The 26,579-nt window shown below is 62.0% G+C and carries 18 protein-coding genes; 4 read left to right on the forward strand and 14 right to left on the reverse strand.

Annotated features, from left to right (window positions below; translation table 11 throughout):
* Nucleotides 1–117: 117 nt before the first annotated feature.
* From QNJ86_RS08210 to QNJ86_RS08270, 13 genes are all read right to left on the reverse strand, one after another.
* Complete coding sequence (locus QNJ86_RS08210) at nucleotides 118–879, reverse strand: TatD family hydrolase (protein WP_283832125.1); 762 nt, start codon at nucleotides 877–879, stop codon at nucleotides 118–120.
* Complete coding sequence (locus tag QNJ86_RS08215) at nucleotides 876–1,652, reverse strand: tRNA threonylcarbamoyladenosine dehydratase (RefSeq protein WP_283832126.1); 777 nt, start codon at nucleotides 1,650–1,652, stop codon at nucleotides 876–878. The genes QNJ86_RS08210 and QNJ86_RS08215 overlap by 4 nt, the downstream gene beginning before the upstream one ends.
* Before the next feature lie 123 nt (nucleotides 1,653–1,775).
* Nucleotides 1,776–6,911 carry a DEAD/DEAH box helicase gene (locus QNJ86_RS08220; protein WP_283832127.1) on the reverse strand — a complete coding sequence of 1,712 codons (5,136 nt, stop codon included), beginning with the start codon at nucleotides 6,909–6,911 and terminating at the stop codon, nucleotides 1,776–1,778.
* 94 nt (nucleotides 6,912–7,005) lie between these two features.
* Nucleotides 7,006–8,526, reverse strand: coding sequence for a DUF92 domain-containing protein (locus QNJ86_RS08225; RefSeq protein WP_283832179.1), 1,521 nt, complete (start codon nucleotides 8,524–8,526; stop codon nucleotides 7,006–7,008).
* 5 nt (nucleotides 8,527–8,531) lie between these two features.
* Complete coding sequence (locus tag QNJ86_RS08230; protein WP_283832128.1) at nucleotides 8,532–9,413, reverse strand: phytoene/squalene synthase family protein; 882 nt, start codon at nucleotides 9,411–9,413, stop codon at nucleotides 8,532–8,534.
* Nucleotides 9,410–11,074: a phytoene desaturase family protein gene (locus QNJ86_RS08235; protein WP_283832129.1), complete on the reverse strand. Its 1,665-nt coding sequence runs from the start codon at nucleotides 11,072–11,074 to the stop codon at nucleotides 9,410–9,412. Before QNJ86_RS08235 ends, QNJ86_RS08230 begins: the two co-directional genes overlap by 4 nt.
* A 190-nt stretch (nucleotides 11,075–11,264) precedes the next feature.
* Nucleotides 11,265–12,428 carry an RNA-directed DNA polymerase gene (locus QNJ86_RS08240; protein WP_283832130.1) on the reverse strand — a complete coding sequence of 388 codons (1,164 nt, stop codon included), beginning with the start codon at nucleotides 12,426–12,428 and terminating at the stop codon, nucleotides 11,265–11,267.
* Nucleotides 12,429–12,890: 462 nt separating this feature from the next.
* On the reverse strand, nucleotides 12,891–13,412 hold the full coding sequence (locus tag QNJ86_RS08245) for a hypothetical protein (protein ID WP_283832131.1): 522 nt from the start codon (nucleotides 13,410–13,412) through the stop codon (nucleotides 12,891–12,893).
* A gap of 210 nt (nucleotides 13,413–13,622) precedes the next feature.
* A complete protein-coding gene (locus tag QNJ86_RS08250) occupies nucleotides 13,623–15,371 on the reverse strand; it encodes an InlB B-repeat-containing protein (RefSeq protein ID WP_283832132.1) in 1,749 nt (582 codons plus the stop codon).
* A gap of 141 nt (nucleotides 15,372–15,512) precedes the next feature.
* Nucleotides 15,513–18,440, reverse strand: coding sequence for a leucine-rich repeat protein (locus QNJ86_RS08255; RefSeq protein ID WP_283832133.1), 2,928 nt, complete (start codon nucleotides 18,438–18,440; stop codon nucleotides 15,513–15,515).
* A gap of 438 nt (nucleotides 18,441–18,878) precedes the next feature.
* Complete coding sequence (locus QNJ86_RS08260) at nucleotides 18,879–20,039, reverse strand: type II toxin-antitoxin system HipA family toxin (RefSeq protein WP_283832134.1); 1,161 nt, start codon at nucleotides 20,037–20,039, stop codon at nucleotides 18,879–18,881.
* Nucleotides 20,014–20,307 (reverse strand): helix-turn-helix domain-containing protein, encoded by a 294-nt coding sequence (locus tag QNJ86_RS08265; RefSeq protein ID WP_283832135.1) that lies wholly within the window; start codon nucleotides 20,305–20,307, stop codon nucleotides 20,014–20,016. The genes QNJ86_RS08260 and QNJ86_RS08265 overlap by 26 nt, the downstream gene beginning before the upstream one ends.
* 118 nt (nucleotides 20,308–20,425) lie before the next feature.
* The gene (locus tag QNJ86_RS08270) at nucleotides 20,426–21,826 is read right to left on the reverse strand and encodes a uracil-xanthine permease family protein (RefSeq protein ID WP_283832136.1); all 1,401 of its coding nucleotides are present in this window, start codon (nucleotides 21,824–21,826) and stop codon (nucleotides 20,426–20,428) included.
* 354 nt (nucleotides 21,827–22,180) lie between these two features.
* On the opposite strand from QNJ86_RS08270, the gene QNJ86_RS08275 reads away from it, so the two are divergent.
* From QNJ86_RS08275 to QNJ86_RS08290, 4 genes are all read left to right on the forward strand, one after another.
* Entirely contained in the window at nucleotides 22,181–22,705 is a 525-nt protein-coding gene (locus QNJ86_RS08275) for a helix-turn-helix transcriptional regulator (protein ID WP_283832137.1), read from the forward strand.
* The gene (locus QNJ86_RS08280) at nucleotides 22,683–23,021 is read left to right on the forward strand and encodes a hypothetical protein (protein WP_283832138.1); all 339 of its coding nucleotides are present in this window, start codon (nucleotides 22,683–22,685) and stop codon (nucleotides 23,019–23,021) included. The genes QNJ86_RS08275 and QNJ86_RS08280 overlap by 23 nt, the downstream gene beginning before the upstream one ends.
* A 79-nt stretch (nucleotides 23,022–23,100) precedes the next feature.
* Complete coding sequence (guaA, locus tag QNJ86_RS08285) at nucleotides 23,101–24,084, forward strand: glutamine-hydrolyzing GMP synthase (RefSeq protein ID WP_283832139.1); 984 nt, start codon at nucleotides 23,101–23,103, stop codon at nucleotides 24,082–24,084.
* A 203-nt stretch (nucleotides 24,085–24,287) separates the two neighbouring features.
* Entirely contained in the window at nucleotides 24,288–25,706 is a 1,419-nt protein-coding gene (locus QNJ86_RS08290) for an ATP-binding protein (protein ID WP_283832140.1), read from the forward strand.
* Nucleotides 25,707–25,882: 176 nt separating this feature from the next.
* Here QNJ86_RS08290 and QNJ86_RS08295 read toward each other — a convergent pair whose 3' ends face one another.
* Complete coding sequence (locus tag QNJ86_RS08295; protein ID WP_283832141.1) at nucleotides 25,883–26,464, reverse strand: TetR/AcrR family transcriptional regulator; 582 nt, start codon at nucleotides 26,462–26,464, stop codon at nucleotides 25,883–25,885.
* Between the last annotated feature and the right edge of the window lie 115 nt (nucleotides 26,465–26,579).

Genomic DNA, 26,579 nt, shown 5'->3' on the forward strand with positions numbered 1-26,579 from the left:
GAAGAGGATACGCGCGGTGGCCGAAGCGCAGGTCACCGGGCGGGCATTCGTCGGGCGGTTGTTGCGCGGATGTGAGATGCGGGGCATCGACACGCAGTCGCGTGTCGATGCGACGGTTTACGACAACGCCAGCAAACGAGCACTGGTGGCAGCACTGCGTTCGGACAGTTCGGCGCGGTCAACCCGGCGCAGTTCGGCCAGTTCATCAAGCATATCTTCCAGGCGTGCCACTTCGAGTTCCACCTCGTACGGCTCACCCTCGGGCGGCGCGTCTGTCTCCAGCAGCAGACGATCCTCCGGGATGATGCGCGCGTACTCGCGGCCGCGCTTCGTGGCCAGCATGCGCGGGTTCACGGACACACAGCACCCGGCGCGCAGCACGCGCTGCAGCTCGTCCGACGAGCCGGTGAACCAGTGGAACACACACGCATTCCCCTCAAGCGCACCGGCTTCTTCCAGTACGTCAAGCACCGCGTGAGCCGCCTTTACGGCGTGCAGCGACAGCAGCTTCCCACCGCTTGCACACGCAGCGGCCACGCGGTTGAACGCCGCCAGTTGTACCTCGCGCGATGCGGCGTGGCGGGGCCCGAAGTCGAGCCCCACCTCGCCCACAAAACGCGCGTCCACGGCCAGACGTTCGAACAGCGCCACGTCATCTTCGCCACAGCGGCCATCGGCAATCCACCACGGGTGCATGCCCAGTCCCGTGCGCACGTTTTCGCACCCCGCGAACAGGGCGGACGCACACTCGAAGCCCTCCGGCGTCACGGTGGTTGCAAACGCGCCCAGGCCTTCGCGTGCCATATCTTCCGCCGCCGTGTGCGCGTCGGGCGCAAAGTCCAGGTGACAGTGCATGTCGAACAGCCGCAGGTTCGTCATCGCGCGCCTCCCGGCTCTGCCGCACCTTCTGTACCGTCAATGTTTACGCCGGCCAACTCGCACAGCACAGCGCCAGCTATCATCTGGCCCATGATAGGTGGCACGAACGATGCCGTGCCCAGATTCGACCGCTCGCGGCGCGCCGCGCCTTCGCGAACGGGCACGTTAACCGGCTGTTCACAGGAATACAGCACGCGCAGATGGCGAATGCCGCGCTTGCGTCCTTCCTTGCGCATGATGCGGCAGAGCGGGCAGTTCACCGTGTCGTACACGTCGGCGAACCGGAAGCAATCGGGCCGCAGCTTGTTCGCCGCGCCCATGCTGCTGATGAGGCGCAGGCCCTCCGCGTCGGCATACTGCGCCACAGCCAGCTTCGCCGAGATGGTGTCGATGGCGTCAATGAAGAAGTCCACGCGACCCGCATATGCGCCCAAGAAGTCTGGCACGTCCTCGGCCAGCACGAAGCGATCCAGGGCCTCTACCTGCGCCGATGGGTTGATGTCAGCCACCATCGCGCGCGCCACGTCCACCTTCTTGCGCCCGATGGTGCTGCGAAACGCGATGGCCTGCCGGTTGATGTTGCTGGCCTGCACCACGTCATGGTCCACCACCACGAGCCGCCCCACGCCGCCGCGCGCGAGCGCTTCCACGCAGTTCGACCCCACGCCGCCCACACCCAGCACCATCACGGTGGACGCCGCCAGACGCGCCAGCCCCTCGCGGCCCATAATGAGTTCCAGCTTCTCCGTGGCCGCGTTGTCGGTTTCGGTCATCGTGCTCCTTTCGTCGGCGCCTATGGTAGCACGCACAGGCACCCCGCGGCCGCTCACGTCTCCGGTGCGGCACCCAGTTCAAACCGCGGAGAAAGGCTTAGCCGCTTCGCCACGCTTTTTTGTTTAGCTGCGGGCGAAGGGGTCGACGTAGAGGCGTAGGCCGTCGGGGAGGCGGACGAGACCGAGCGCTTGCAGTACGTCGGCGAAGGGGGACGAGAGTACCGACTTCCCGTTGAACGTTTCGACGACCATCTTTTTGCGTGCGCTGTCGCCGCCGGCGCGGCGGAGGGCATGCTCAAGGTGCGCCACGAGCGCATGGACAGCTGCGGCAAGAATGTCCTCATCCGACGTGAATGACAACAGCGCCCGCAGGCCTGCTGTTGCGTACAGCACCGCTGCGCCGTTGTGTAGCACCACGAGGCTTCCTGCGCGACGCGACGGACGCACGTCCGACTCACCTGACACAGCGTCGCCATAGCCATCCGGCTCAGCAATCGCCGACCACGGCAGCGCGACACCGTAGAGGTTTGCGGGGTCATCGACAGCCAACACCACGCAGGCGCTCTCCCCCGCCACATCGGGCACAGCGGCATCTTCGCGCGCATTTTCGCTGGTAGCAGCGTAGGTGCGCAGCACATCCACCGTCTCGCGCGAGGCGAATTGCGCCGGCCCGAGGCCCTTCACGAACGCGCCGCGCAGTACGTCACCCACGTCCTCCATCGAGCGCAGTACCGGCATGAGGGCGCCGAGGCCGCCGGGCACGCCGGAGAGCATCACCACGTCGCGGGACAGCACGCCGTAGCGATCGAGGATGGACTCCACCACCGCAACCGCCCGCACCGTGTCGTTCTCGGGCGAGGGCGCAAGAAGCGACCAGCGACCCGCCAGCGCCGCGCCGCCGGCCGTGCCGAGAAGCACGCTATCCGCCGCCGACCCCGCCGCGGTCATCCCCGCCGTCCGCGCAGGTAAACGGCTGCCGGAGCGGTGCCGCGAGCGCCGACTGCTCACACGGCGCTGCGGAGCCGGATGCGCGTGGGCACCGGCTTCCGCCGCACGCACGGGCGCGAACGTGTCGTTCGTGGCGCGGCCGCTCCACACCAAGCCTTGCAGCGCTGCGGCGATGGTTGTCTCATCCACCCGCTCAGGTGCCATCCGCCGGCGCACCGCTTCAACAATTTGGCGGAAGAACAGGCCATACCCGTTGCCAAGGACCTGGACAACCGCCTCTTCCACCGAGGGGCATACGGCAGGTTCGGCCTCTTCGGCGCCCACATCTGCGGGTTCGGGTCGCGCGGGTGCAAGCGGAGAATCCGTCGGGTAGAACGCCACGAGGCCCACCGGCGGCGCGGAGCCGCGCGCGGCGCGCCCACGAGCGGCGGGCGCATCGGCAGCAGGGCCGGCCGCCTCACGGCGCGCGCCCGCCCACACCACTTCTCCCGACGCGATAAGTTCGTCCAAAAGCGCAGGGCGATAATCGCGCACACGGCTGGGCAGCACGTGATCTTCCCACGAGACGGCGGGCAAAAACACGCCCTCGAACTGGGCGATGACCTGCGCTACGCCCTCGATGCCCTCAAGACCGCCGCCGCGCCCTGCCCCCACGCCTTGCAAGTCAAGCACATAGCGCGCGTAGGCATCCGCAGGCACCGCGCGCACGGCAGCCCGCGCCTTCGCAAGCGAGCGCGCCCTTAGTCGGCGCAGTACGTCCGCGGCAACCCAGGTTCGTTCAGGCTGATCAGAAGGCCCTGCGAAGTGGCCCTGCACAAGGCGGCCAGCCGCCGCAAGCCGTCGCAAAGCCTCGCGCGCTACCGCGGGGCCGAGGCCGAAGCGCTCCGCCACATTCTCGCTGGAGAACGGCCCATGCGTGCGAGCATAGCGAAGCAGCAGGTCATCCAGGGGAAAGTCAACCGCTGCATCGTCTCCCGCCGCACGAAACACCGCAGGCACCTCATCCGGCACCGCAACACCCAGCGCCTCGTGCAAGCGCCACGCATCCTCCACCGCCGCCCAGCGCTCCGCACCACCGATGAGCACCGAGAATGCACGGCGGTCACGCGCCAAGTCTTCCAGCGCCGCCTGCGCTTCTACTACGGTCGCACAGGGCACGTCATCGGCGTCATCAGCCTCATCACCTGCACCATCGCGCACGCTCTCGCTCGCAGCCGGCTCCAACCGGCATGCAACTTCTTCCGCAGACAGCGGGCCCAATACGCGCAGCATATCGGCCACACCTTCCGCACCGCGCGCACGCCGACCAGGTGCCAGCCGCTGCAACTCAGCTTCAACAGCTTCCCCCACCTGCGGATCCAACAGCTCGCCCACATCGGTTGACCCCAAGAGTTCACCCAACAGCGCCGGATCCACCGCCAAAAGCGACGCCCGCCGCTCGGCGTGCGGCAAGTCGCCCTGATACAAGTGCTCGCCCACGTAGCCGAACAACAGCGGCGCGGCAAACGGCGACGGCACGCTGGTCTGCGCCTCCACGATGCGCACCGCACCCTCCCCGATTCCCTGCATGACCTCGCGCAACGCGCCGAGGTCGTACACATCCTGCAAGCATTCGCGCGCCGTTTCCAGCATGAGGGGAAAATCACGCTCACCGCGGGCAGCCTCCAGCAGTTGTCCCGCTTTGAGGCGTTGCTGCCACAGCGGTGCGCGCTTGCCCGGTTGCGTGGGCGACATGAGCAGCGCCCGCGCGGCACATTCGCGAAACCGGGCGGCGAACAGGGCCGTTGCGTCCACGCGGTCGCGCACGATGCGTTCGAGTTCGTCCGCATCGAATACGAACAGCTCGGCGCCGGGCAGGCGCGTTTCGGTCATGGGAATGCGCAGCACAATGCCATCGTCGGCCGCCTGCGCCTGCGGGTCGAAGCCAAGGGTAGAAGTAACCCGGTCAGACACCGCCATGGCCCACGGCTCGTGCACGCGCCGACCGTAGGGCGAGTGCAGCATGACGCGCCAGTCGCCTGTTTCGTCCTCGCACCGCTCCACCACCAGCGTGCGGTCGTTCGGCACCACACCCGTGGCCGTGCGCTGCTCGCGCACAAGGGAGGCCAGGTTGCGCTGTGCGTCTTCGTCAAGGCCGGCCGCCGACAAACGTTCAGCCAGCGCCGGGGTAAGAACCAGGCCGTCGTTCGCCGCACGTTCGGCATCTTCGCCTTCACCCTCGCGCCCATCTTCAAGTCCCGCGTCCACCGCACGCAGAAACGCCCCACGAGCTCGCCCCATTTCGGCAGGTCGCCCCACACCTTCGCCATGCCAAAACGGCAGGCGCGCCGAGCGGCCCGGCGCCGGCTCCACCACCACGCGATCGCGCGTGATCTCGCTGATGCGCCACGAACTGGTGCCGAGTGTAATAATGTCGCCCACGCGCGACTCGTACACCATTTCCTCGTCCAGCTCGCCCACACGGCGGCGGCCCTCGTTGCCATCACCCTCCGGCAACACCACCGAAAACATGCCGCGATCGGGAATAGTACCCGCCGCTGTCACCGCGAGGCGCTGGGCGCCTGGGCGCGGCGTGAGTTCGCCCGTTTCGCGATTCCATACAATACGAGGCGAGAATTCGGCCAGGTCAGCTGAGGCATAGCGGCCCGACAGCATGTCGAGCACGCCGTCGAATGCCCGCCGTGGCAGCTCCGAAAACGGCGCGGCGCGGCGCACCGTATCGTACCAGGCGTCGGCCGTGATGTCGCCCATCGCTACGGCGGCCACCGTCTGCTGCGCCAACACGTCCAGCGGGTTGCGCACGAGGGCCGTCGCTTCAATGGCGCCGGTGCGCATGCCCTCGGCCACCACGGCCGCATCAATTATCTCCGTGCGCGTACGCGGAAAAATAGTCCCTGTTGAGCGCCCACCCACCTGGTGATTCGCGCGCCCGATGCGCTGAAGCCCGCTGGCCACCGAGGGCGGCGCGGCCACCTGCAACACCAGGTCGATGGAGCCCATATCAATACCCAGCTCCAAGCTGGACGTTGCCACCACGCACGGCAATTCGCCCGCCTTCAGTTCGCGCTCCACCTGCAAGCGCTTTTCCTTCGACACCGAGCCGTGGTGCGCTTTCGCAATGACCTCGACGGGCGGCTGCACCAGTTCACTCGTGGAGCCCATGTCCGAACGCATGGCCGCCGCACCCGCGCCGTCGGGCGCACCAGCCAGAAGCCCTTGGCGTTTCGCGTACAATTCATTGAGTCGTGCCGTCAGCTTTTCGCATAAGCCGCGCGAGTTCACGAACACGATGGTAGTGCGGTGCGCAAGCACCTCATCCAGAATGGCGGACTCCACATAAGGCCAGATGGAGGAAGACCCCAGGCGGCTGTCGGGCGGCGCGTCCTTCAGCCGCTGGCCGTCCATGACGGCCCGCAGCGCGCGATCGGACTTCCACGCCACCTCGGTGGCAGCACGCCGTGGGCTACGAGCGGCACCTTGGCCGCGTCCCCGCGCGCCAGCCGGGGGTAGCCCCTCGGCCTCGAAGCCGCCGAACGCGGGCACAGCCGTCATGTCATGCACGGGCACTTCCACATGCACGTCCAAGCTCGGGCGATCCTCGGCGGCAACAATCTGCACCGGGTGCGGGCCTCCCAAGAAGTGCGCCACCTCTTCACGCGGACGCACCGTGGCCGATAGCCCAATGCGTTGCGCCGGACGTTCCAGCAGGTCATCGAGGCGTTCCAAACTCAACGCCAGATGCGCACCGCGCTTGTTGCCGGCGAGCGCATGCACCTCATCCACAATGACCGTCTCCACCGTGCGCAGCACTTCGCGGGCCTTCGATGTGAGCATGAGGTAGAGCGACTCGGGCGTGGTAATGAGGATGTCGGGCGGGTTGCGCTGGATGGCGCGCCGCTGATCAGGCGTGGTGTCGCCCGTGCGCAGGGCCGTGCGCACGTTAGGCGCACCGGTACCCGCGGCGGCGCAGCGGGCCGCAATGCCCGCGAGCGGCTCTTGCAGGTTGCGCTCCACATCGGCCCCGAGGGCTTTGAGCGGCGACACGTACAGCACGCGCACACCCTTCGCGCGTTTTTGCGCGCCGCGTTCCGCCTTTTCGGCCATGAGTTTGTCGAGGGCAAACAGAAACGCCGCCAGCGTTTTGCCCGAGCCCGTAGGGGCAATGACCAGCGCATTCTCGCCCGCGCCGATAGCCTCCCACGCGCGCTCCTGCACGGGCGTGGGGCCGCGAAACGCATTGAGAAACCACGAACGGACCGCGTCGGAGAAGCGGTCGAAGGCGTCAGAGGCGCAGGGTGTGGCGGCGTCCATAGGGCTCTTGTCCTTTCGTGGCTAGGGGGAGTGCGCCCATCATACCGCATGTGGCCCGCGGGCGAGCACCGAGCACCTCGCCTTCGCCACCTCCCTACACCACTATCAGCAAGCCAAGCGCCACCACGGCGATGCCGCTTAGCAAATTCACGGCGTCGTTGGTAACCCACGCGAAGCCGGACACCAGCGTGTAACCGCCGGCGCCGCGGCTCGGCGAGGCCTCCACCAGCGCGCCTGTGCCCTCGTCCGGCGCGCGGTACTTCGCCTGCAACAGGGCGCCCAGCAGGCTGTCCACCAGCGACCCTACCACACCGCACGCCACAATGAACAGAAACGCGCCCAGCCCCACCGGCACGGCGAATCCGAAGACGGGGAACAGCACCATGGTTAGAAGCGCCGAGGTGGCCGCACCCACCACCGTTGCCACCAGGCCCAGCGGGCTCACGCCGCCCGACAGTCCGCGCTGCATGGGCTTGCGCGTGACAATGTTCACCGGCGGATTGCGGCTGAAAATGCCAATCTCCGAAGCCCACGTGTCGGCCGTACTGGCCGCCAGCGCGCCCGCCGATACCACCATGAGCCACGGCTCACCCGTCACCGCGAAGCCCGCCGCGCACACAAGGAACGGCACGCTGTTTGCGAGCACCTGGCGCAGCCTCCGGGCCTCGCCTTTGCGCTTCGGTGAGCCGCCTGACTGCACGCCACGCCGCTTCCGCACGATACGCGCCGCCACGTTCGAGCTGCCGAAGAACCACATAAGCAACAGCCACAAAGGCCAGCCGCCGAACGCGAACGCCAGCATGCCCACCGCCGCCGCGCCGAGCGCGCCCGGCACCGTGAGCAGGCACAACCGCAGCGACATCACGGCTACCGCACCCGACAGCAGAAGCCCCGTCGCGCCTGGCGTCCACCAGCTGGCGGGAAGCAGCAGCACGGCGAACAGGCCCGACACGCCCAGCGGCACCGTGACATTGTCCAGCCCGGCGGGCGACACACGCTCGAACCACGTTGCTGCCGCGGCGAGGCCCACCGCGATGGCCGTCGCAACCGCGAAGCCCACCACGTCCGAAAGTCCCGCGAACACCGGCGCCGCGCCTTGCCACCCACCAACCGCGCCCCATACCAGCACGCCTACGCACGACACAAGGCTCGCCAAGAACATAGTCACACTTCCCGCAACCGTCTTCCCGGCACCAGCACCGCCAAACCGCTTGCCCACCACAGCAGCCAGTCCATCGCCAAACGCCATACAGAACACCCCCAGCGCGCCCACATACGGCGCACCAAGGCCAAACGAAAACAGCGCGAGCGCCGTCAGCGATACGGCGTAATACACCGTCCCCGGCGTTTCTTCGGCACCTTCACGCCCCATAAACTTCAGGCGCGTGCGACGCCACGCCCACCCGTTCACCAGGATAAACACCGCCGGAAGCGCCGCCGCCCACACAGGCGACGTGAAGAAGGCGGCGGCAATCAGCCACCACCCGCCCAGTGCGATGTGCACCAACTTGCGCGTAGCCTCGGCCGCCCATCCGCGGCGCGCAAGCAAGCCCGACGCGCCCAGCACCGCCAGCACGTACACCAGCGACACGCCCATGCCCAGCACATTCAACATAGCGCTCACCCCCGCTCCGCAGCAAGGCGCGCACCGGCGGCTTCCACCAGCTGAGCGGCCTGCGCAGCCGGCACGGTACAGCGCCGATCGAAGCAGCGATACCCTTCCGCGCGCACTGCATCCAAAATGCCGCGATACAAGTACAGCGACGACAACGTGGGCAGCCGACTATCCTCATCAAGCCGCTCCACGTCGCGCTCCATCGGCGCGTACAACTCCTCCGAGCGCCGCGCCACCGCCTCCCACGCCGCACGAAACGCACCATCCACCACGTGCGCCTGCAGCGCCGCCGGAGCATACGACGCCTGCTCCATCACACGGGACGGCACATACACCCGCCCCGCTTCCAAATCTTCACCCACGTCACGCAGCACATTGGTCAGCTGCATAGCCACGCCCAACGACACCGCATCAGCCACCAGCGCCTCATCAGCCGGCCCACTCGTGTGCAAAAAAGGAAGTAGCATAAGCCCCACCGACCCAGCCACGTAGTAGCCGTATTCCTCCAGGTCATCCATCGTGTCCGGCTGGTGAAAATCCAGGTCGCGACGCTGCCCTTCCAGCATGTCATAGTAGGGCTGCACGTCCGGCGCGAAGGCGTTGAACACCACCTCCAGCGCGCGCCACAAGGGCTCGTCGGGCGTGCGCCCGGCAACAAACCGCGTGAGCGCGTCTTCGAGCGCCGCCAACTTTTCAGCACTCGCGTCGCGATCAACCGCATCATCGGCCGCGCGGCAAAACGCGTACACGGCATACACCCCGTGACGCTTGCGCGCGGGCAGAAGCGAGAACGCACGGTGGAAGCTGCGAGAGTTTCGCCTGATCACCTCTTCGCACCAGGCGAAATCGGCCGCGCGGGCTTCAAACGGATCGCACAGCATGCTCATCGCGAACCGCCTTCGCCACCTGCGGCAACCGCGGTCTCCACGCCTGCCACGCCAGCCGCCACCACACTTTCGGCCGCTAACTCTTCCGCCGCCATCCCCCGCTCTGCCGCCTCGCCGCGCGCGGCAATCACGGCCCGCTCGGCAGCCACCGCACGCACCTGGGAAGCATGCGCACCGTCGTCGGTCATCAGTTCCTCCGCCGCTAACCGCGCGCTCAACAGCACAATAGGCACACCGGCACCAGGATGAACACTGCTCCCGCAGAAGTACAGCCCCTCGCAATGATCGGCCTTGTTGTGCGGACGCCAGTAGTTGCTCTGCTTCAGCGTGGGCCGCAGACCAAATGTCGCGCCGCGGCAGGCGTTGAAGCGCCCTTCGAAATCGCGCGGCGTGTAGATGCGCTCACACACAATATGGTTGCGCACATCCTCGTACACTGTTTCTGATTCCACCAGGTCAAGCACCTGTTCGCGATAGCGCGCCACCTCGTCGGGGCTCCACGCAGGCCCACCTTCCGCCAAGGGCGGTACGGGCACCAACACGTACAGCGTCTGCATACCCTCGGGCGCCAGCGAGTCGTCCAGCGAGCACGGTGCGTAACAGTAAAACGACGGGTCGTCGGGAAAGCGCCCGTCTTCAAAAATGTCGTCCAAATTCTTCCGGAAATCGGGCGCAAAGCGAATAGAGTGCACCGACTCGGCTGGGTAGCGTTTGTCCAGGCCCAGGTACAGAATGAAGCACGAACACGAGTAGTCCATCGCATCAATCTTCTCCGGCGTGTACTTCCCGCGTGTGCGCTCGTCCGCCACCAGCTCCTTCATGGCATAGGGGAAGTCGGCATTGCACACCACGGCGTCGGCCAGCCTCAGCTCACCCTTCACCATCACGCCCCTCGCGCGGCCGTCTACAATGACGATGCGCTCCACCGGCGTGGACGTGTGCACCTCGCCGCCCAGTTCCACGAACAGCCGCCGCAACCCCTCGGCCAGCGCATACATACCGCCGGGCATATACCACACCCCGTACAGCAATTCGATGAGCGGAATAATCATGTACAGCGACGGCCCCTCGTAGGGCGAGATGCCAATGTAGAGTGTCTGGAACGCCAGCGCCTTGCGCAGCCGGTCGTCCTTTACGTAGCGCGACACCGACGAGTACGCGTCGCCCAACGTGTGTAGTCGCAGGCCCGCAACCAGGCTTTTCGGGTTGTAGAAGTCCGTCGGTTTGCGGAAGGAGCGCTGCAGGAAGTTATCCTTCGCCACGCGGTAGCGCCCGTAGAGTTTCGCCAGGTAGGTGAAGTAGCCCTGCGCGTCAGCCTCGCTGACGCCTTCCAGGGTGGAAGTGAGGTCCGCCAGATCGTTCGACAGTCGCACACGCTCGTCCGGGCCGAACGAGATGTCCATGAGCGGCTCCACTTTGGTGAGGGGGATGTAGTCGTCCGGGTCACGCCCCGCCAGTTCGAACACTTCGCGGTACAGCTCGGGCATCATGACGATGGTGGGCCCGACATCAAACGTGAAGCCGTCTTCCTCGATGCGGTTCATCTTTCCGCCAACGAGCGGCTCCTTTTCGTACAGCGTCACCTGATATCCGGCGTTTTGCAACCGCACGGCCGCCGCCAACCCACCGACGCCCGCGCCCACCACGATAACCCGTTCCATGCGGCTCCTCACCCGATTATTCCGTTAGGTCATCGGGTAATGGTATGTCCGGAGAACGCGCGCAAGCACCAGGCCCCTCATCCTATGGCAACCCGTTTCACCCACGTCAAACGTCCGTTGCCGAACAGCAGCCAACAACCGTTCGCAGGCGCAAAAGGTCACACCAAGCAAAAGCCTTCTCGCGCGCCACTCAGCCGAATAGCTCCGACGCCATTCTTAGCTTGGTGCTTTCGAAGAACGTGGTCATTTCTCGTAGGTATCTCTCAGGGTCGGTTGCCCGCAGCGCAACGCCCTTCCACGAGCCTTCGCTCACGGCAAGCACCTCGGCCGGGATGCGTCCTGCGGCTACCAAACCCACAAGTGCCTTGTAGTGACGCTTATAACGCCTGATGGTGTCACGTGCAATGTCACGGCGAATGGACCCATCAGGCTGCGGGCAGAACACCGTTTTCAAATAAACGTGGCGCCGCGCCGCTGGAGCCACCTGGGTCTTTCGAGGATGCAGCACCAACCCCAAGCGCCGCGCGTGCTCTTGCGCCACGGCAAGCACCGCATAGGCATCATCCTTCGTTCGGCAAAAGGCGTAGCTGTCATCCATGTAGCGCCCCGACAGCCCGCACCTACACACTTCCCGCACGGCATGGTCGATAGGACTCGCATACGCGATGGCCACCACCTGACTTGTTTGATTCCCCAGACCCAAGCCCTCTTCTTCGCAAATGAACGTACGACCCAGTTCCAGCATTTTGGTGGCATTGTCGCGGTCACGTTGGCAGGCAACGAGCGGCGCGGTGGCCGAGGCAATCATTTCCATTGCACGACCAGGGTCAATGGAGGCGAAATAGCTTTTGAAGTCGTAGCTGACCAGCCATGCTTTCGGCCCAAAATGACGCAGCGCCTGTTCCATATGCAGGGCAAAGCGGTCGCGAGCGAAATCGGTCCCCTTGCCCACCTGCGAGGCAGTGTTGTCGTAGACAACCGCGCGATGAAGCACTGGGATAAGGAACTGGTCACAGTACGCTTTTTGCACCACGCGGTCGCGAAAGTGCACCGCCGATATCCAACGCGCATGTCCGCGTTCGTGCAACACAAAATGATTGGCGGGCCGTTTGTGATACCGACCACTGCGCAGCTCATCCGACAATTCGATGCAGTTTTTCATGCGCGTTAGCATGAACGTTTGCACGCTTCGCTTCCACCGCACGTCTTTTTCGCAAGCGAGCGCCGAGGTGGAAAGAACAGCCGGATCGCTCATGTGGTCGAAGTCGAGGCAGCTCTGCAAGTCCAAGCGCGCTTTGAGCAGGCGCCGTGCTTCACGGCGTTCCCGGCGCCGTTTGCGCTGAGCAGCATTCATAAACCGAAGACCCTTTCCCGCTGGCGTTCATCAGTTTGGGGCAAAACAATGAGCCGCGCGCCTGAAAAGGCCTCTCGGGTGCTCCGCTGCCTGAAACCCTGCCACTCGAAAGAGTACGCACAGGCCAGACGCCGCCTTCTGGCAGCGAGTCCGCAGCGGCCGCAGAGGTGGTTTCACGCGGCTCTTACAAGTTCGGCGGTTGACGGCCGCCAGGACAGCATCTCCTTCTCATCCTCTATGCTTTCACGCATTCAGTTGCGCTACTTGGTCTCTTCCGCGATGAGAATCAGGGGCACACGCCATAGGCATTGCTCGCGTTGTTGTTGTTGGTCGGGTCGCCGTTCGTGTTCACATTAAGGAAATTCGTGTCGTTGTTCGGATTCACAGAACGCTCCCACCAATTGACAGCCGTCGACGGAGTCGCTTATCAGATGCCGCCCTTCCCTCTCGCCCTCGAAACACTTATACGCTTCGTGAGCATTTTCTACTATACGCAGTGCCTTTCTTTTGCGCAAGGGGATGGCGCTTCGTCGAAAAGCGCTTGCGATCGGAGTTAATAACTCCTTTAATAAGCTTTATCTCTTTGGTCGCCAAAACCGTCCACTCGCGAAGTAGTCCGGCGCTCAGGCAGGGCTTTTCCCTTTTTACTATCGTGCCATCAGGGTTCACGTTATCCACTATACGCACCGGCATTTCCTCTTCGATTATGTCAATTTTGCGCAGTAGCGTGTAGCAGGCGGCATGAGCTTCCATCAGATGCGCCATGCGCTGAGCCACTTCTTCTGGAGTGGTGACCCAAATGGCATTCGCCCGTACCGCATGATTGAGAATATCATTGGCACAATCGGTGATGTAACGGGTACGCGTAAAGGCCCATCGTTTGGGCAGGCGAGCACACATCTTCCCCGTAAAAGCCTCAAGCTGGGCGGCGGTTCTCACAAACTCGGCGGGCGCGGTGTCCCGTTTGTACTTGGGTACGCTCATACAACGAAGGCCTTTCGCGAAGATGCAGGCGAATATAGCGCGGGCCATTGTAGCATGCGCGCTATATTCCACACTTGGCAATAAAGCATTCGTGTCGGAAAGCGGTCTGTTACATTGTATTTCGCTCGTTGCTGCACGAGCCTTTCGCACCACTTCGGGGTTGGTGCCAGACGCGGTACAAGCCTCGTCCCTCTGCCATCGGTGTCGCGCCTAAGGCCTGGCAGCGGCCACCACATAGGTGAGGCTGGCGATATCGCGCGACACGTCGGGCTCGTACGTTAATCGGGCGCCGTCGGGAAGCTTCAAACCGAATGCCACCACGAGCGTGCCCTGGCTACCAATAGTGAAATCGGTCACCACGCCGTTGCCTGTCGTAACAAGCGGAACCTCCACCGCCGTCCCCGCCCCTACCGGCGGAGTAAGCGTCACCCGCACGCCTGTCCTGGTAGCCTCATCCGCAAACACTGAGGACGCCCCGTCGAGACTCCCGCTTTTCACCGCCGTCACCTTGATATCCTCCACTGTGGAGGACGAGAACGTCTGGTTCTGTCCGGACACGTTGCCCGCGGCGTCCACCGTGACGAGCGCGGCCGAGGGCACGCTGCAAACCACCTGCAACGTCCACTGCGCATAGAGCGTTGCGGCTTCGGTCTTGTTCCAGCTCGCGGCGCTACCACCGGCCGCGGTGTAGTACTGGTTGCCGCCCGTCTTCGCGTCGTACCAACCGGCGAACGTGTAGCCCGGCCGCTCGGGAGGCGTCGCGGAGATTGCCGGCATGGCGGCATCGTAAGTGGCGTCCACCGAGGCGGTCTGGCCGCCCGACCCGCCGTTGGCGTCGAACGACACCACGTACTTGTTCGCCTGCCAGCGCGCGTACAGCGTGGCGTTTGAGGTCTTGTTCCATTTCGCGGCGCTCGCACCGGACGAGGTGTAGTACTGCGTGCCGCCATCCACGGCGTCGTAGTAGCCCATGAAGGAGTAGCCCGCCCTCGAAGGCGTCTGGATGGCGGGCAAGGCAGAGTCGTACGTCGCGTTTGCTGTCGTCGAGCCGCCCGTACCCGCGCCGCGGTCCAACGTGACGGTGTAGGAGTTGGCCGTCCAGTTTGCCTTGTACGACCTGACCCCCGTGGAGTTCTTGGGCACGGTGACGGTGGTCTGGGGCGTCGTACCGTTCGCGCCTGTCCAACCGGCGAACGTGTAGCCGTCGCGCGTGGGGTTCGACAGGGTGAAGCTGGCTGTTTCCACGGTGTAGGAGGTGGGATTGTTGCCGGTAGCGGTGCCCCCCTGCAGGTCGTAGGTGATGCTGTAGGAAATGGCCGTCCAGTTCGCCTTGTACGACCTGACCCCTGTGGAGTTCTTGGGCACGGTGACGGTGGTCTGGGGCGTCGTACCGTTCGAGCCCGTCCAACCGGCGAACGTGTAACCGTCACGCGTGGGGTTCGACAGGGTGAAGTTAGCCGTTTCCACGGTGTAGGAGGTGGGGTTGTTTCCCGTGGCGGTGCCCCCCTGCAGGTCGTAGGTGATGCTGTAGGAGTCAGCCGCCCATACCGCATACCACGTTGCGGCGGCGGTCGTTGCGGAGGGCAGCGTCGTTGCGGAGCCGCCAGCCGTTGTCGACCAGCCTTTGAACGTGTAGCCGGTGCGCACGGGATTCGCGGGCGCGGACGTGGCAGCCCCGTAAACGACAGACGTGGTCTTGTCGGCGGCCGAACCGGACCAGTTTCCGCCGTTCGCTTTCCATGTGATCGTATACGTGGGAGCCGTCACGCGAATGCCGAGCACGGTAGAGCCGTCGCCCGCCCCTGGAGTCTTCGTCGAATCGACGATGCGGATTCCGAGCGACGTGTCGGCGAAAGCCGACACAAGGCCAACCGGCACCACCAGCACGGCTGCAACCATGCACGCCATCACAACGCGGACGAGCACGCGGATTTTCGGTTCTCTCTTCCTTGTCGGCATGGCTTATCGCACGTTCCTTTCGAGGTTCAACGCCACATGGCGGGTTTCGCATGCCCGAGACCCCGTTTTGTTCAACCGGTGGCCGAGCCTTATTCGTAACCTCTGCCGGGGACACAGCCCCGGCAGATTCAAGATGTTGGATTAGAGGCAGAAGCAGGGGCACACGCCATAGGCATTGCTCGCGTTGTAGCCGCCGGTCGGGTCGCCGTTCGCGCCCACATGAAGGAAACCCGTGTCGGTGCCCGGATTCACAGAACGCTCCCACCAATAGACAGCCGTCGACGGAGTCGCTTGGAGACCCTTCACCAAACTCGCATTGGCAGCGTAGTTATTGGGCACTTTGCCCTGCCAATACTCGTATTGAGACCCTTCTGCCGATATCCACCCTTTACCTGCGTAGTTCCCACCGCTGTAGATCGTGTTCGAATGCTCACGATAGCTGGCGAGGAAGAGGCTGTCGTTGGACGTGCTGACCGTTGAAGCAGTTGAACTATACGTTGGACCATAATATTTTTTGACTGGAGCGATGGCGTTCTGCAAATCACTCGGCACTTGGTTCCAGATGGCGTTGTCGTCGGTGCCATTGGCAACCGAGTCCGTGCCGGGGTTCATCCGTGCCCGAAGCTCGCTCGCTCCCCAACCGCCCGTATTCGTGTTCGTGGAATTCATGCGATACGTCGTATTCAGCAGGTTCTTGAACTGGAACGTCAAGCCTGCCTTGCCCCCGGAAGTCTTTTCATCATGATAAATGCCAATGATACGCACCTCATAAAGGACGCCACCCCACTTCGTCCAGCATTCGTACTTGCTGTCGTCGGCGATGTAGGCGTTGTACTTCGAGTAGTACGACGAGCCCGTTCCCTTCGATGAGATATCGGCTGCATGGGCCTTCACGGTGGTCAGGTCGTACTTCGTACCTGACGCCTTATCGAGGAGGTAGAACGATTCGTTCGCCTCGAACGTATAGGACACGTTCGCGAGCGACTGTACCGTCGCACCGCCGTCCGCGGCTGACGCCTTGACCTTCGCGCTGCTGAGGTTCAGGCGGAATGTGCAGTCGAGCATATCGCTCGCCGCGATATCGAACGCACCGGACGCTGGAGTAGCGCTGTTCACGCCAGTGCCGTAGCCGAAACTGACCGCCTTGGCGGTGTCGCTTCCTGGATACAGGCTGAACAGCTTCTGCGAATCCAGCGTTCCCGACGTCGCCTCCAGCAAGGTCGCGGCACCTTGATTGTTACAATCGATCTTCGTCATGGTAACGGAAGTGTCAGTATTGTTCTGGAACGTTGCGGAAGCAGTCAGGCTTGACTGCGCTTTCGACACGTCGTAGCCCGCACCCCCGAACGTAACCGCGATAGGGGCCGTCACGTTGACAGCCGAGGCGCGAGCTTCGGCAAGGTAGATTCCGGGGATGAGCGACTCCGTCTTGTTTATCATGGGGATGTCTGAACCGGAGAGATCCTCATCGTCGTCAGGGCCGGCAGCCACTTCCACCGTCCGGCTTGAGCGGGCGAGTTCTTCGCCATCCAATGAGAGCACGGCGGTCACGTCGGTTGCGCCCGCCTTTTTTGCCGAAACGGTGCCAGCATCAACTGATAAGGGAGAGGCGGCGTAGGAGTAGGAAGTTTCCACGGGCTCGGGGACTTCCAAAAGGCCACCTTCGAGCAGATCTGCTTCCTGGCCCGTCTCAAGGGATAGTGGGTCAGCCGCCAGTTCCACCCCGTAAGGCAAAAGGTGATTGCCCGCCGACGGAAGGCCCACAATCCAGGGATAAGAACCTTCTGCGTTATAGGGGCAGTACACCGATACGCCGGTGCAGCCGGCAAGCACATCTTCCGCCACCGCCGGGGTGGCCAGAGCTACAACACGCGTGAGCGACCCGCAGGCCGCAAAAGCGCGCGAGTCAACCGAGGTCACACTTGCGGGAAGCCACACGTCGGTGAGCGCTGTGGCTTCAAAGGCTCGTGCGCCAATGTCGCGCAACCCCTCGGGGAATGTGACGCTTGCAAGCGAAGTGCACCCCGCAAACGCGCCCTCATCGATGGAGGTCACACCGTCAGGAAGTTTCACGCTCGTGATTGAGGCGCGGTTGGAAAACCCATTCGCAGCAACCGAAGACACGCGATAGGAGGCTCCGTTCACCTCAGCTGTTGCGGGAATTTCCAGTTCAGCAGCAGGGTCTTCGGAACCCTCCCAGGAAACGGAGAGGGTGTAATCATCAAGCAGCGTGTAAGCGAACCCGCTTGCCGCCTTTTCATCGTCTTTGTTCTGTCCGTCAGAAGAATCTGCGCCAGGGTGCACCGTATCGCCGGGCTTGGCCGACGCGGAGAAGTTCCCAAAACCGGCCTTCTCCCACACGGCCTTGCGGGCGTCGTAGTCCTCACCCGAGGGAAGCGCCACGACAGCAGAAGCCTTTACCTCTTCCGGAAAAGCCTTGCTGTCAATGTCGCGCACAAAACCAAGTGCGGCAATTGAGGCAAGTGCTTCGCACCCAGCAAACGCATCGGGGCCAAGCGCCTCAACATCGGCCGGGATGACCGCTGAGGTACCCACGCCTGGTGGATACGCAATCAGCGTTTTCTTATCTTTGCTATAGAGAACACCGTTCCACGAGGTGAAATTGGCGTTGCCCTCCCCAACCTCAATGCGGGAAAGCCTCACACACCGGGAAAATGCGGAAGCCGGGACAAGAGATGTTGGGTCGGGGATGTGGGCAACGCCCTCCTTGCCCTCGGGAATGGACAGGAGTTGAGCCATATCTTTCGTGAACACCATGCCGTCAAACGACATGAGGTTCTCGTTTTGGGAATTGATGGTGATGCGCGCAAGCGACGGGCAGCTGTTGAAAGCCCCGTCTGCGATATCACTGATAGTATCGGGAAGCGCAAGAGATTCAGCAGAAAGGTCAGCGGGTGAGCCTTCCGTTGCGAAACTTTTTACGGAGGTGACGGTGTAAGAGTCGGCCCCACTTATGACCTGGGCCGGAACCGTGATGGTGCCCGTGGGAGCGGTTCCATACCATCCAACAAGTGCAACCGAAACGCCGTCGGAGCACACCTCATACACGAGGCCATCATAGTGGAGGGAACCGATAGAAGCTTTGGATTCTCCCTGCGAGAGAGGGAGGGAACCGACCGTTTGACCGGACGGGAGAATTTGGGTAACACCCGACGCATTTTTTTCCGATTCTGCGTCTTGACCTGCGGAGGTTAAAGGCTTAGAGCCCCCCCCCCCCCGCGAGGTTTTCGTTGTCGACCGCAAAGGCCGACCCTACAGAAGCCAGCGTTAGGCTTGCTGCAAGAAGAACCGACAGCCCCGCCGCAGCGACGCTCTGGCTCTTATTCCGATAGCTGCTTTGCCGCATCGTCTTCTCTTCCTCACTTGGTTGCATGCGTGTCGAATATAATCGACAAAATGACATGCTCGACAGTATAGCCATTGCTCGCGTTTCATGTAAAGGTGAATTTTGAAAAATATACAAGCAGTTTGCTAATATTTTGAAGCTTACCTTTTGACTCCCGCATCCCCCGCCACCTCACGGATAGTGCGAGCTATTGCGACACATCGAGATTGGGGTAAGCCGGCAGCTACACCCACCGCCACCAGGTCGGCTTCTTCGATGGAGCGGCCCTTGCCATCAACCGTTGTTGCATGCTCTCCGTTCATGCCAGCACTCGGCGTGAGGTCGTAGGCAGGCGATAAGAGCCACCGATCCTTTGCCACGGCGTACAGGTACGAGAAATTCTTGGCGTGATCATCTCGATTACCGAAGAACACGTTGAAACACATGAGACGGTAAAGGCGCTCGACTTCGGTCATACTTTTGGTGAGTGAAAGAGTCAGCTTCATAAGATGACGGTAATCGAGACTTGGTACACGATGCGACGCTTCCAGCAGCGCACCTGCCGAAACCACATGTACGCGAAGAGGCGCTTCACCCTTTCCGCCCTTCATGCGATCAAAACGCTTAACGCCAAAGTATCCTGCACACCGCTTGGACGGAAAGAGGCGCGTTTCAGGCATAACAATGCCGCACTCCCCCGCCGCCAGCGAGTACCGATACTCAACTTCTCCAATGTTTGGCGCATCGTAGGACGAGGGAAACTTGACAATCCAGTCCTCCCCCTCAATCTTCACCAGCGCCTTTGGTCGAGCACCACCGGAAGAGCCGCCCAGTGCGAAGAGTTCGTCCAGGTCATCCGTTTTTCCCGTTTCCAGCAAGGCGGCACATTCCTGCGCAATGGCGTCCAAATCTTCAAGCTGTTCAGGCCGCGCGAACTCCGTCTGCGGCTCGTACGTGAGCGCGCCCATACCCGAAGAACCCACGATGGCCAGGCGATTGAGCTGGTCGACCTCATAGGGGTCGGCACCTTGCTGGGCAATGAGTCGGTCAACGAGAAGCCGCCCCCACCCGTCAGGCAAGCTATCCGCGAACACGCCAAACAACCCATCGAACGGGTGAAGTTTAGGGACGAATACGCGCCGTTCGAGTGGCAAGCTAAACGGGCTGATGCTGAAACCCTCAGCGAGCCAGGCTTCGTCATAGGCAAACGCAGCGAGCCCATCGGGTGTGAGTGCAAGCGTTCCCACCTGTCGGCCTTCCAGACCAACCGTCAGCGAAACTTCGTCGAACTGGTGTCTACCGGCGGGCGTTTTTGCGGGCATTGATGACCTCATCTATGGTGGCGTAGCCTTGCTGGGCGAAGAGAGCGTCAAAGTCGGATTCGCACTTGAGGGCGAAGGCGATTTTGATGAGGGACGCGAGGGATATTTCACCCATTGTTTCGAAGCGCTTTATGGAGCCGTAACTCACACCGGATGTTTCGGCGAGTTCGCGTTGCGTGAGCCCAAGAACCTTGCGCCGCGCACGCACGCGCGTCATGAGATCTTGGGTGATATCGGTGGGTGTTTTGATGTCGGCAAGAATATTCATAGGGATAGTATACTATCTATTTGTGGTGGTTTTAGGGTGAAATGGATAGTATGTTATCTCTTTGTACGCCGCAGGTTCGTTGGGCCGCACGCCTCGGCATGCGGCCCAACATCCGACGTTAGTCGCTTGCGAGGCGGATGTCCTCTAGGGGCATAGGCATCTCAGGCATTTCCTCGGGTTCGCGCGGAGTGCCGACGGCCGCCTTGTGACCAGGCAAAATAACGTTCATCACAATACCCACGATGGAGCCTACGGCCAAGCCTGACAGCGAGATGGTCACACCGCCCACGGGCAGAATGATAGCACCGGCCGCGCTGTAGGCAATGCCCAGCGACAACACCAAAATGAGCGCCGTGATAAGAACGTTGCGGCTCTTCATGAAGTCCACGTGGTTCTCCACCAAGTTACGAATACCCACGGCCGAAATCATGCCGTACAGCACCAGCGACACACCACCGATGACACACGCCGGCATGGCTGCCACTACCGCTGCGAACTTCGGCGAGAACGAAAACGCGATGGCGAAGCACGCCGCAATGCGAATGACGCGCGGGTCGAACACGCGGGTGAGCGCCAGCACGCCGGTGTTCTCGCCGTACGTGGTGTTCGCCGGCGCGCCGAACAGCGATGCCACAATGGTGGCCAGGCCGTCGCCCAGCAGCGTGCGATGCAGCCCCGGCTCGGCGATGTAGTTGCGGTTGCACGTGGAGCTGATGGCCGACATATCGCCGATGTGCTCAATCATAGAAGCAAACGCTAGCGGCATGATGGTGATAATGGCTGTAATGGCCAACCCCGTGTCGAAATTAGCGCCGAACAGGGCAAACACCGTATCATCCCAGAGCACCGGCAGCCCGATCCACGGAGCGGCCGCCACGGTGGAGAAGTCAACTTCGCCCGCAAACGCAGCAATGGCGTAGGACACCACCACGCCCAACAGGATGGGCACAATTTTCACCATGCCTTTGCCCCAGATGTTGCACACCACAATAACCGCCACCGCAATAATAGCGATGAGCCAGTTCGTCGAAGCATTCGTGATGGCGGAACTGGCCAGAATGAGGCCGATGCAAATAACGATGGGGCCCGTAACCACCGGCGGGAAGAAGCGCATGACGCGCCCCGGGCCGAATATACGAAACAGTGCCGACAGCACTAAATACAAAAGACCTGCGCACGCCACACCAAGGCACGCATACGGCAGCAGGTTCGCTTCGCCGTTGGGCGCGATGGCCGCATAACCCGCGATGAATGCGAACGACGAGCCCAGGAACGCGGGCACTTTCCCTTTTGCTAACAGGTGAAATAGCAACGTGCCCAAGCCTGCGAACAGGAGCGTCGCCGACACGGACAATCCCGTGAGCGCCGGTACCAGCACTGTAGCACCGAACATAGCAAACATATGCTGCAGGCCAAACACCGTCATCTTCGGCACGCCAAGCGGGCGCGCGTCGTATACCGCGTCCGGGCTATCCTTAGCTCCCATTGTCGGTGTCAGACGGTCGTTCTCTCTGGCCATGGCCTGCCCCTTCCCCGCGCTTCGCCCGCAGAGCCCCTCGCTCTGCACCCACGCGCGCAATCGTTGTAATGATGCCACAACTCGCAGCGGCGCGGTACGAGAGAGTAGGAAAGAGGAACCCGCGCGGCGACTGGCGGCGGGCGGGCGCGCCGGGAGACTGGACACTTCCTGCACGAGAGCGCGAAACGGGCGCTGGCATCCGAGTTCCCATCGCGCATTTACGACCCCTTCCCCCGCATTCACCCAACCGGCGGGTATGCGCAAGCAAATTGGACAAGATTCCAACGATATTTGCCTTCCCGCCGCCAAGTCATTTGGAATAATGGGACGCGAAGACGGCGAGAAAGGAGCCCTATGCTGGGTCAAAAGCTCATGAAGCTGCGCCGGAAAAGCGGGATGAGCCAGCAGGACGTGGCGAGCGCGCTTTCCGTGTCGCGGCAGACAATTTCGAACTGGGAGAGTGACGCGAGCGCGCCCGACATCAGCAAAGCGAAGGATCTTGCGGCGCTCTACCACATTAGCTTGGATGATTTGGTGAGTGATGAGGTTACTGTTACGGTGGCGGAGGAAGACGAACGTCGCGATGCCGGCAGCACAGGAGGCGCGCCCGACCTCCACGTGCTGGAGTCGCTCGCAGGCGCCACGTGCCGTATCGCCGTGACGCCAGGCGTGCTCCTACCAACCCACCAAGGGGATGTCGAAGTGCTGGAAGTCGACACCGATTGGGCGCGCGTAACCTACAAACGCGCGTTCAAGGGGCAGGTGACCGAGCTGGTTGATATGAAGTCGGTTGTGGGATTCATGATAGTTTCACCTGCAAACAGGGATGAAAACTCGCAGAAGGAGGTTGAGTGCAATGGAAGCGAACGGATGGATTAGCTTCTTACTCCTGCTGATTTTCGGGTTGCTTCTCTTGACCAATGGCAAGGTGAAGCGCCTGGCGCGCACCGTTGAAGCGGCGTTCACCGGCCAAGCGAATGCAAGCAGCCACCGGGACCCCGAGAGCATGCGTCGCCTGATCGGGCAATGCGTGGAACTGGAATTTTCTACCCACAGCCGAGACACCGTACGCATTCTTGACGTGGACGATTACTGCATTCTGGCGGAGTGCGTGTACACTTCGCTCGGCGCGCCTGCGGGGACGCGTTGGGTGTTGCCGCTGAAGGATATCGTCGCGGTCAAGATTCTCGCGTGAAAAGAAGGTGGCCTGCCTGTTCGTGCGCGAGGTTTCCCGTATAATTTCCGCAGAACATCACCGAACACGAGGAGGCCCCATGGATCCGAACAAGCGTCCCGACGACATGCAGCGCATCACCACGCCCGAGCTAGCGCAGGCGTTCATCGACGAGCAGGTGGAAGCGATTCGCGCCCAGATCGGCGACCAGAAGGTGCTGCTGGCGCTTTCCGGCGGCGTGGATTCGTCCGTGGTAGCGGCGCTGCTGATTAAGGCCATCGGCAAGCAGCTCATCTGCGTGCACGTGAACCACGGCCTCATGCGCAAGGGTGAAAGCGAGCAGGTGGTGGACGTGTTCCAGAACCAGCTCGACGCGAACCTTGTGTACGTGGACGCGACCGACCGCTTCCTGGATCTGCTCGACGGCGTGGCCGAGCCCGAGGCCAAGCGCAAGATCATCGGCGCCGAGTTCATCCGCGTGTTCGAGGAAGAGGCTCGCAAGGTGGGCGACGAGGTGAGCTTCCTCGCGCAGGGTACCATCTACCCCGACATCCTTGAATCCGACGGCGTGAAGGCGCACCACAACGTGGGCGGCCTGCCGGACGACCTGCAGTTCGAGCTCTGCGAGCCCGTGAAGCTGCTGTACAAGGACGAGGTGCGCGTCATCGGCCGCGAACTTGGTCTGCCTGAGAGCATGGTAGAGCGCCAGCCCTTCCCCGGCCCTGGCCTGGGCGTTCGCTGCCTCGGCGCCATCACACGCGACCGCCTGGAGGCGCTGCGCGAAGCCGACGCCATCCTGCGCGAGGAATTTGCGGCGGCCGGCCTTGAAGGCAAGGTGTGGCAATACTTCGTAAGCGTCCCCGACTTCCGCGCCACCGGCGTCCGCGACGGCGTAAGGGCCTTCGAGTGGCCCGCCATCATCCGCGCCGTCAACACCGTCGACGCCATGACCGCCGAAGTGCCGGAGCTTGATTGGACCCTCCTCAAGAAGATCACCGCAAGAATCTTGAACGAAGTCCCCGGCATCTGCCGAGTAGTCTACGACCTAACCCCCAAACCCATCGGAACCATCGAGTGGGAATAAGGCTCACTGCGTTTCGCCTGCACACCATACAAAAAAGAATGCTCGTCGATTACTTTCGGCGGGCATTTTTGTTTCCGCAAGTAAGCACGTACCTTACCCTTCACCAAAAAGACAATCGGGCTCCATCTCCTTATCTCGTTTGCCAAATAGCTGACTTACGAGTAAGATACTTGTAAGTCAGCTATTTGTTGCAGGAGGGCGTCATGTTTGTTGGGCGTGAAGAAGAGCTTGATTCGCTTGAGCGGCTTTATCGGAAGAAGGGCTTCCAAATGGTCGTTCTCTACGGGCGACGTCGTGTTGGCAAGACCACGCTTCTCGATGAATTCTCGAAAGGCAAACCGGCTCTCTACTTCACGGCACAAGTGCAGAGCAGCGCAATGAACCTGCGATCATTCTCGCAGGCCATCTACCGCTTCTTTGATCTGCCCGTGTCAACCGGGTCGTTCGCCACCTGGTCAGACGCTTTTTCGTTCATTGCGAATAGCTCGAAGAACATGGACAACCCCCTGCTCTTCGTTTTCGACGAGTTCCCCTATGCCGCCGAATCTGAGCCGTCACTGCCCTCCGCTTTGCAGATAGCCATCGACCACGAATTCAAAAGCACGAATACGCGGATTATCCTCAGCGGCAGCAACGAAGGCTTCATGGAAAGCAAAGTCCTGGGCGCAAAAAGCCCGCCGTACGGACGGCGTACCGCGCAGATTAAGCTGCAACCCTTCGATTACCTGGACGCAGCGCGCATGATCCCTTCGGCGACCGAAGTGCAGCGCATTGAATATTACGCCGCGTTCGGGGGCACCCCCTACTACCTCGCGCAAATCGACGAAGACGCATCGTTTGAAAAAAACGTTGAGTACCTGTTCTTCAACAAAGCCGGCCTGCTCTACGAAGAGCCCATGATGCTTCTGCGCCAAGAGCTGCGCGAACCCGCGAGTTACAACTCCGTGCTGAGCGCCATCGCGAGCGGAGCCACCGCCCCCAAGCGCATCGCCGAAACCGCAGGCATTGAGCAAGCGTCCGTGGGTAAGTACCTGAAAACATTAGAGGGACTCAGCTTCATTGAGCGCATCGTGCCGTTCGGGGAGAACCCCGAAAAGTCCCGAAAAGCGCTTTATGTCGTTCGGGATCCTTTCTTCGCGTATTGGTACCGATTCGTGAGTCCTAACGTGGGTGCCATAGAAAATGGAGCCGGGCAGGCGGCAGCGCAAGCGACGGCTTTCGGCGATGTTTTTTCAACCTATGTAGGAAAACGGTTCGAGGACATATGCCTACAATGGCTCGCTCGACAAAATCGGGCAGCCAGGCTCCCCTTCCTCGCCTCCTCGTTTGGACGCTGGTGGGGAACCGATCCTGCAGTTCGTGAGCAGGCGGATATCGATGTTATCGCAGCCGATAAGCGATCGGGGAAGATACTTCTTGGCGAATGCAAATGGCGTAGCTCATTCAATGAAACTGAGGCGTTGGAAAAACTTGAAGCAAGAGCAGCGCTGGTGAAGGGATACGACAAACGATACCTCGCACTCTTCACAAAAGAACCCGTCACAGCAGCAACTGCGAAAAAGATGCGAAGCCGCGACGATCTCATGTTCGTCTCGACACGCAACTTGTTCGAAAGCCTGTAGGATATGAAACAGGAGACCCGACCTTCGGACGCGATGTCGTACTCCTCCACTGCTTAGGAGGGTAGTCATATTGTAAGTTGCGGCCGGTGCTCGTCCCCCTCCCTGCGCCCGCGCGGAGAGCCGAAAGCGCGAGGTCATCTCGAATCAGCGACTTGCCGAAAATGAGCTTACCACCTTTATTCAGCTGCGGCATTTCTTGTCCGTTCTTGCGCGAAGGCGATGGCGGGTTTGGAGAAGACGGACGAAACGGCTTGGAAGCAGCGGTCGAGGGGTACTTCGCCGTTGCGAGAGGCCCAGAAACCAAGCATGCCTATGATGCCGCTCGCCATGAACTCAAGGACACATGCGACATCCTCTTGGGTGTTGTCCATGTTGAACCGCTCGGTCCATGCCGCTTTGAGCGCCTCTTTCACCTGTTGTACAGCGGCGGGCGAGCCTCCCCTTCCCACCAGCAAGCACAAACGCTCGATTGACCGGCGTGCGTCCTGGTCAAGCGGTACATCGGCAAGCGTGCCGGCGAAGTATGCCTCGGCGAGGGCGGGGATCTCGACCGGGATCGCTTCGGCAATGACGCGTGCCGTGAGATTCTCCACGCTGTCGAAATGGTAGTAGAACGTGTTGCGGTTGCAGCCGACCGCACGCACGATTTCGCTCACCGTGATGTGGTTGACGCTTCGCTCGCGCAGCAGCTGCCAAAACGTCGCCTTGATGCGCTCCTGCACTGGGTCTCCCAGCTGGTCTTTTCGCGGTCTTGCCATGCTCGTTCCCATCATTCGGACTGTGATTGCCTGTTTTCTTCCCCGCTTGCGCCGCCTATAGTCATATTACGACAGCTGTCTAGTTTTTAACAGAGGAAAAGAGAAGCAGGAGGGA

Origin of the sequence: Gordonibacter faecis (assembly GCF_030077735.1) — a bacterium.
GTDB classification, from domain to species: domain Bacteria; phylum Actinomycetota; class Coriobacteriia; order Coriobacteriales; family Eggerthellaceae; genus Gordonibacter; species Gordonibacter faecis.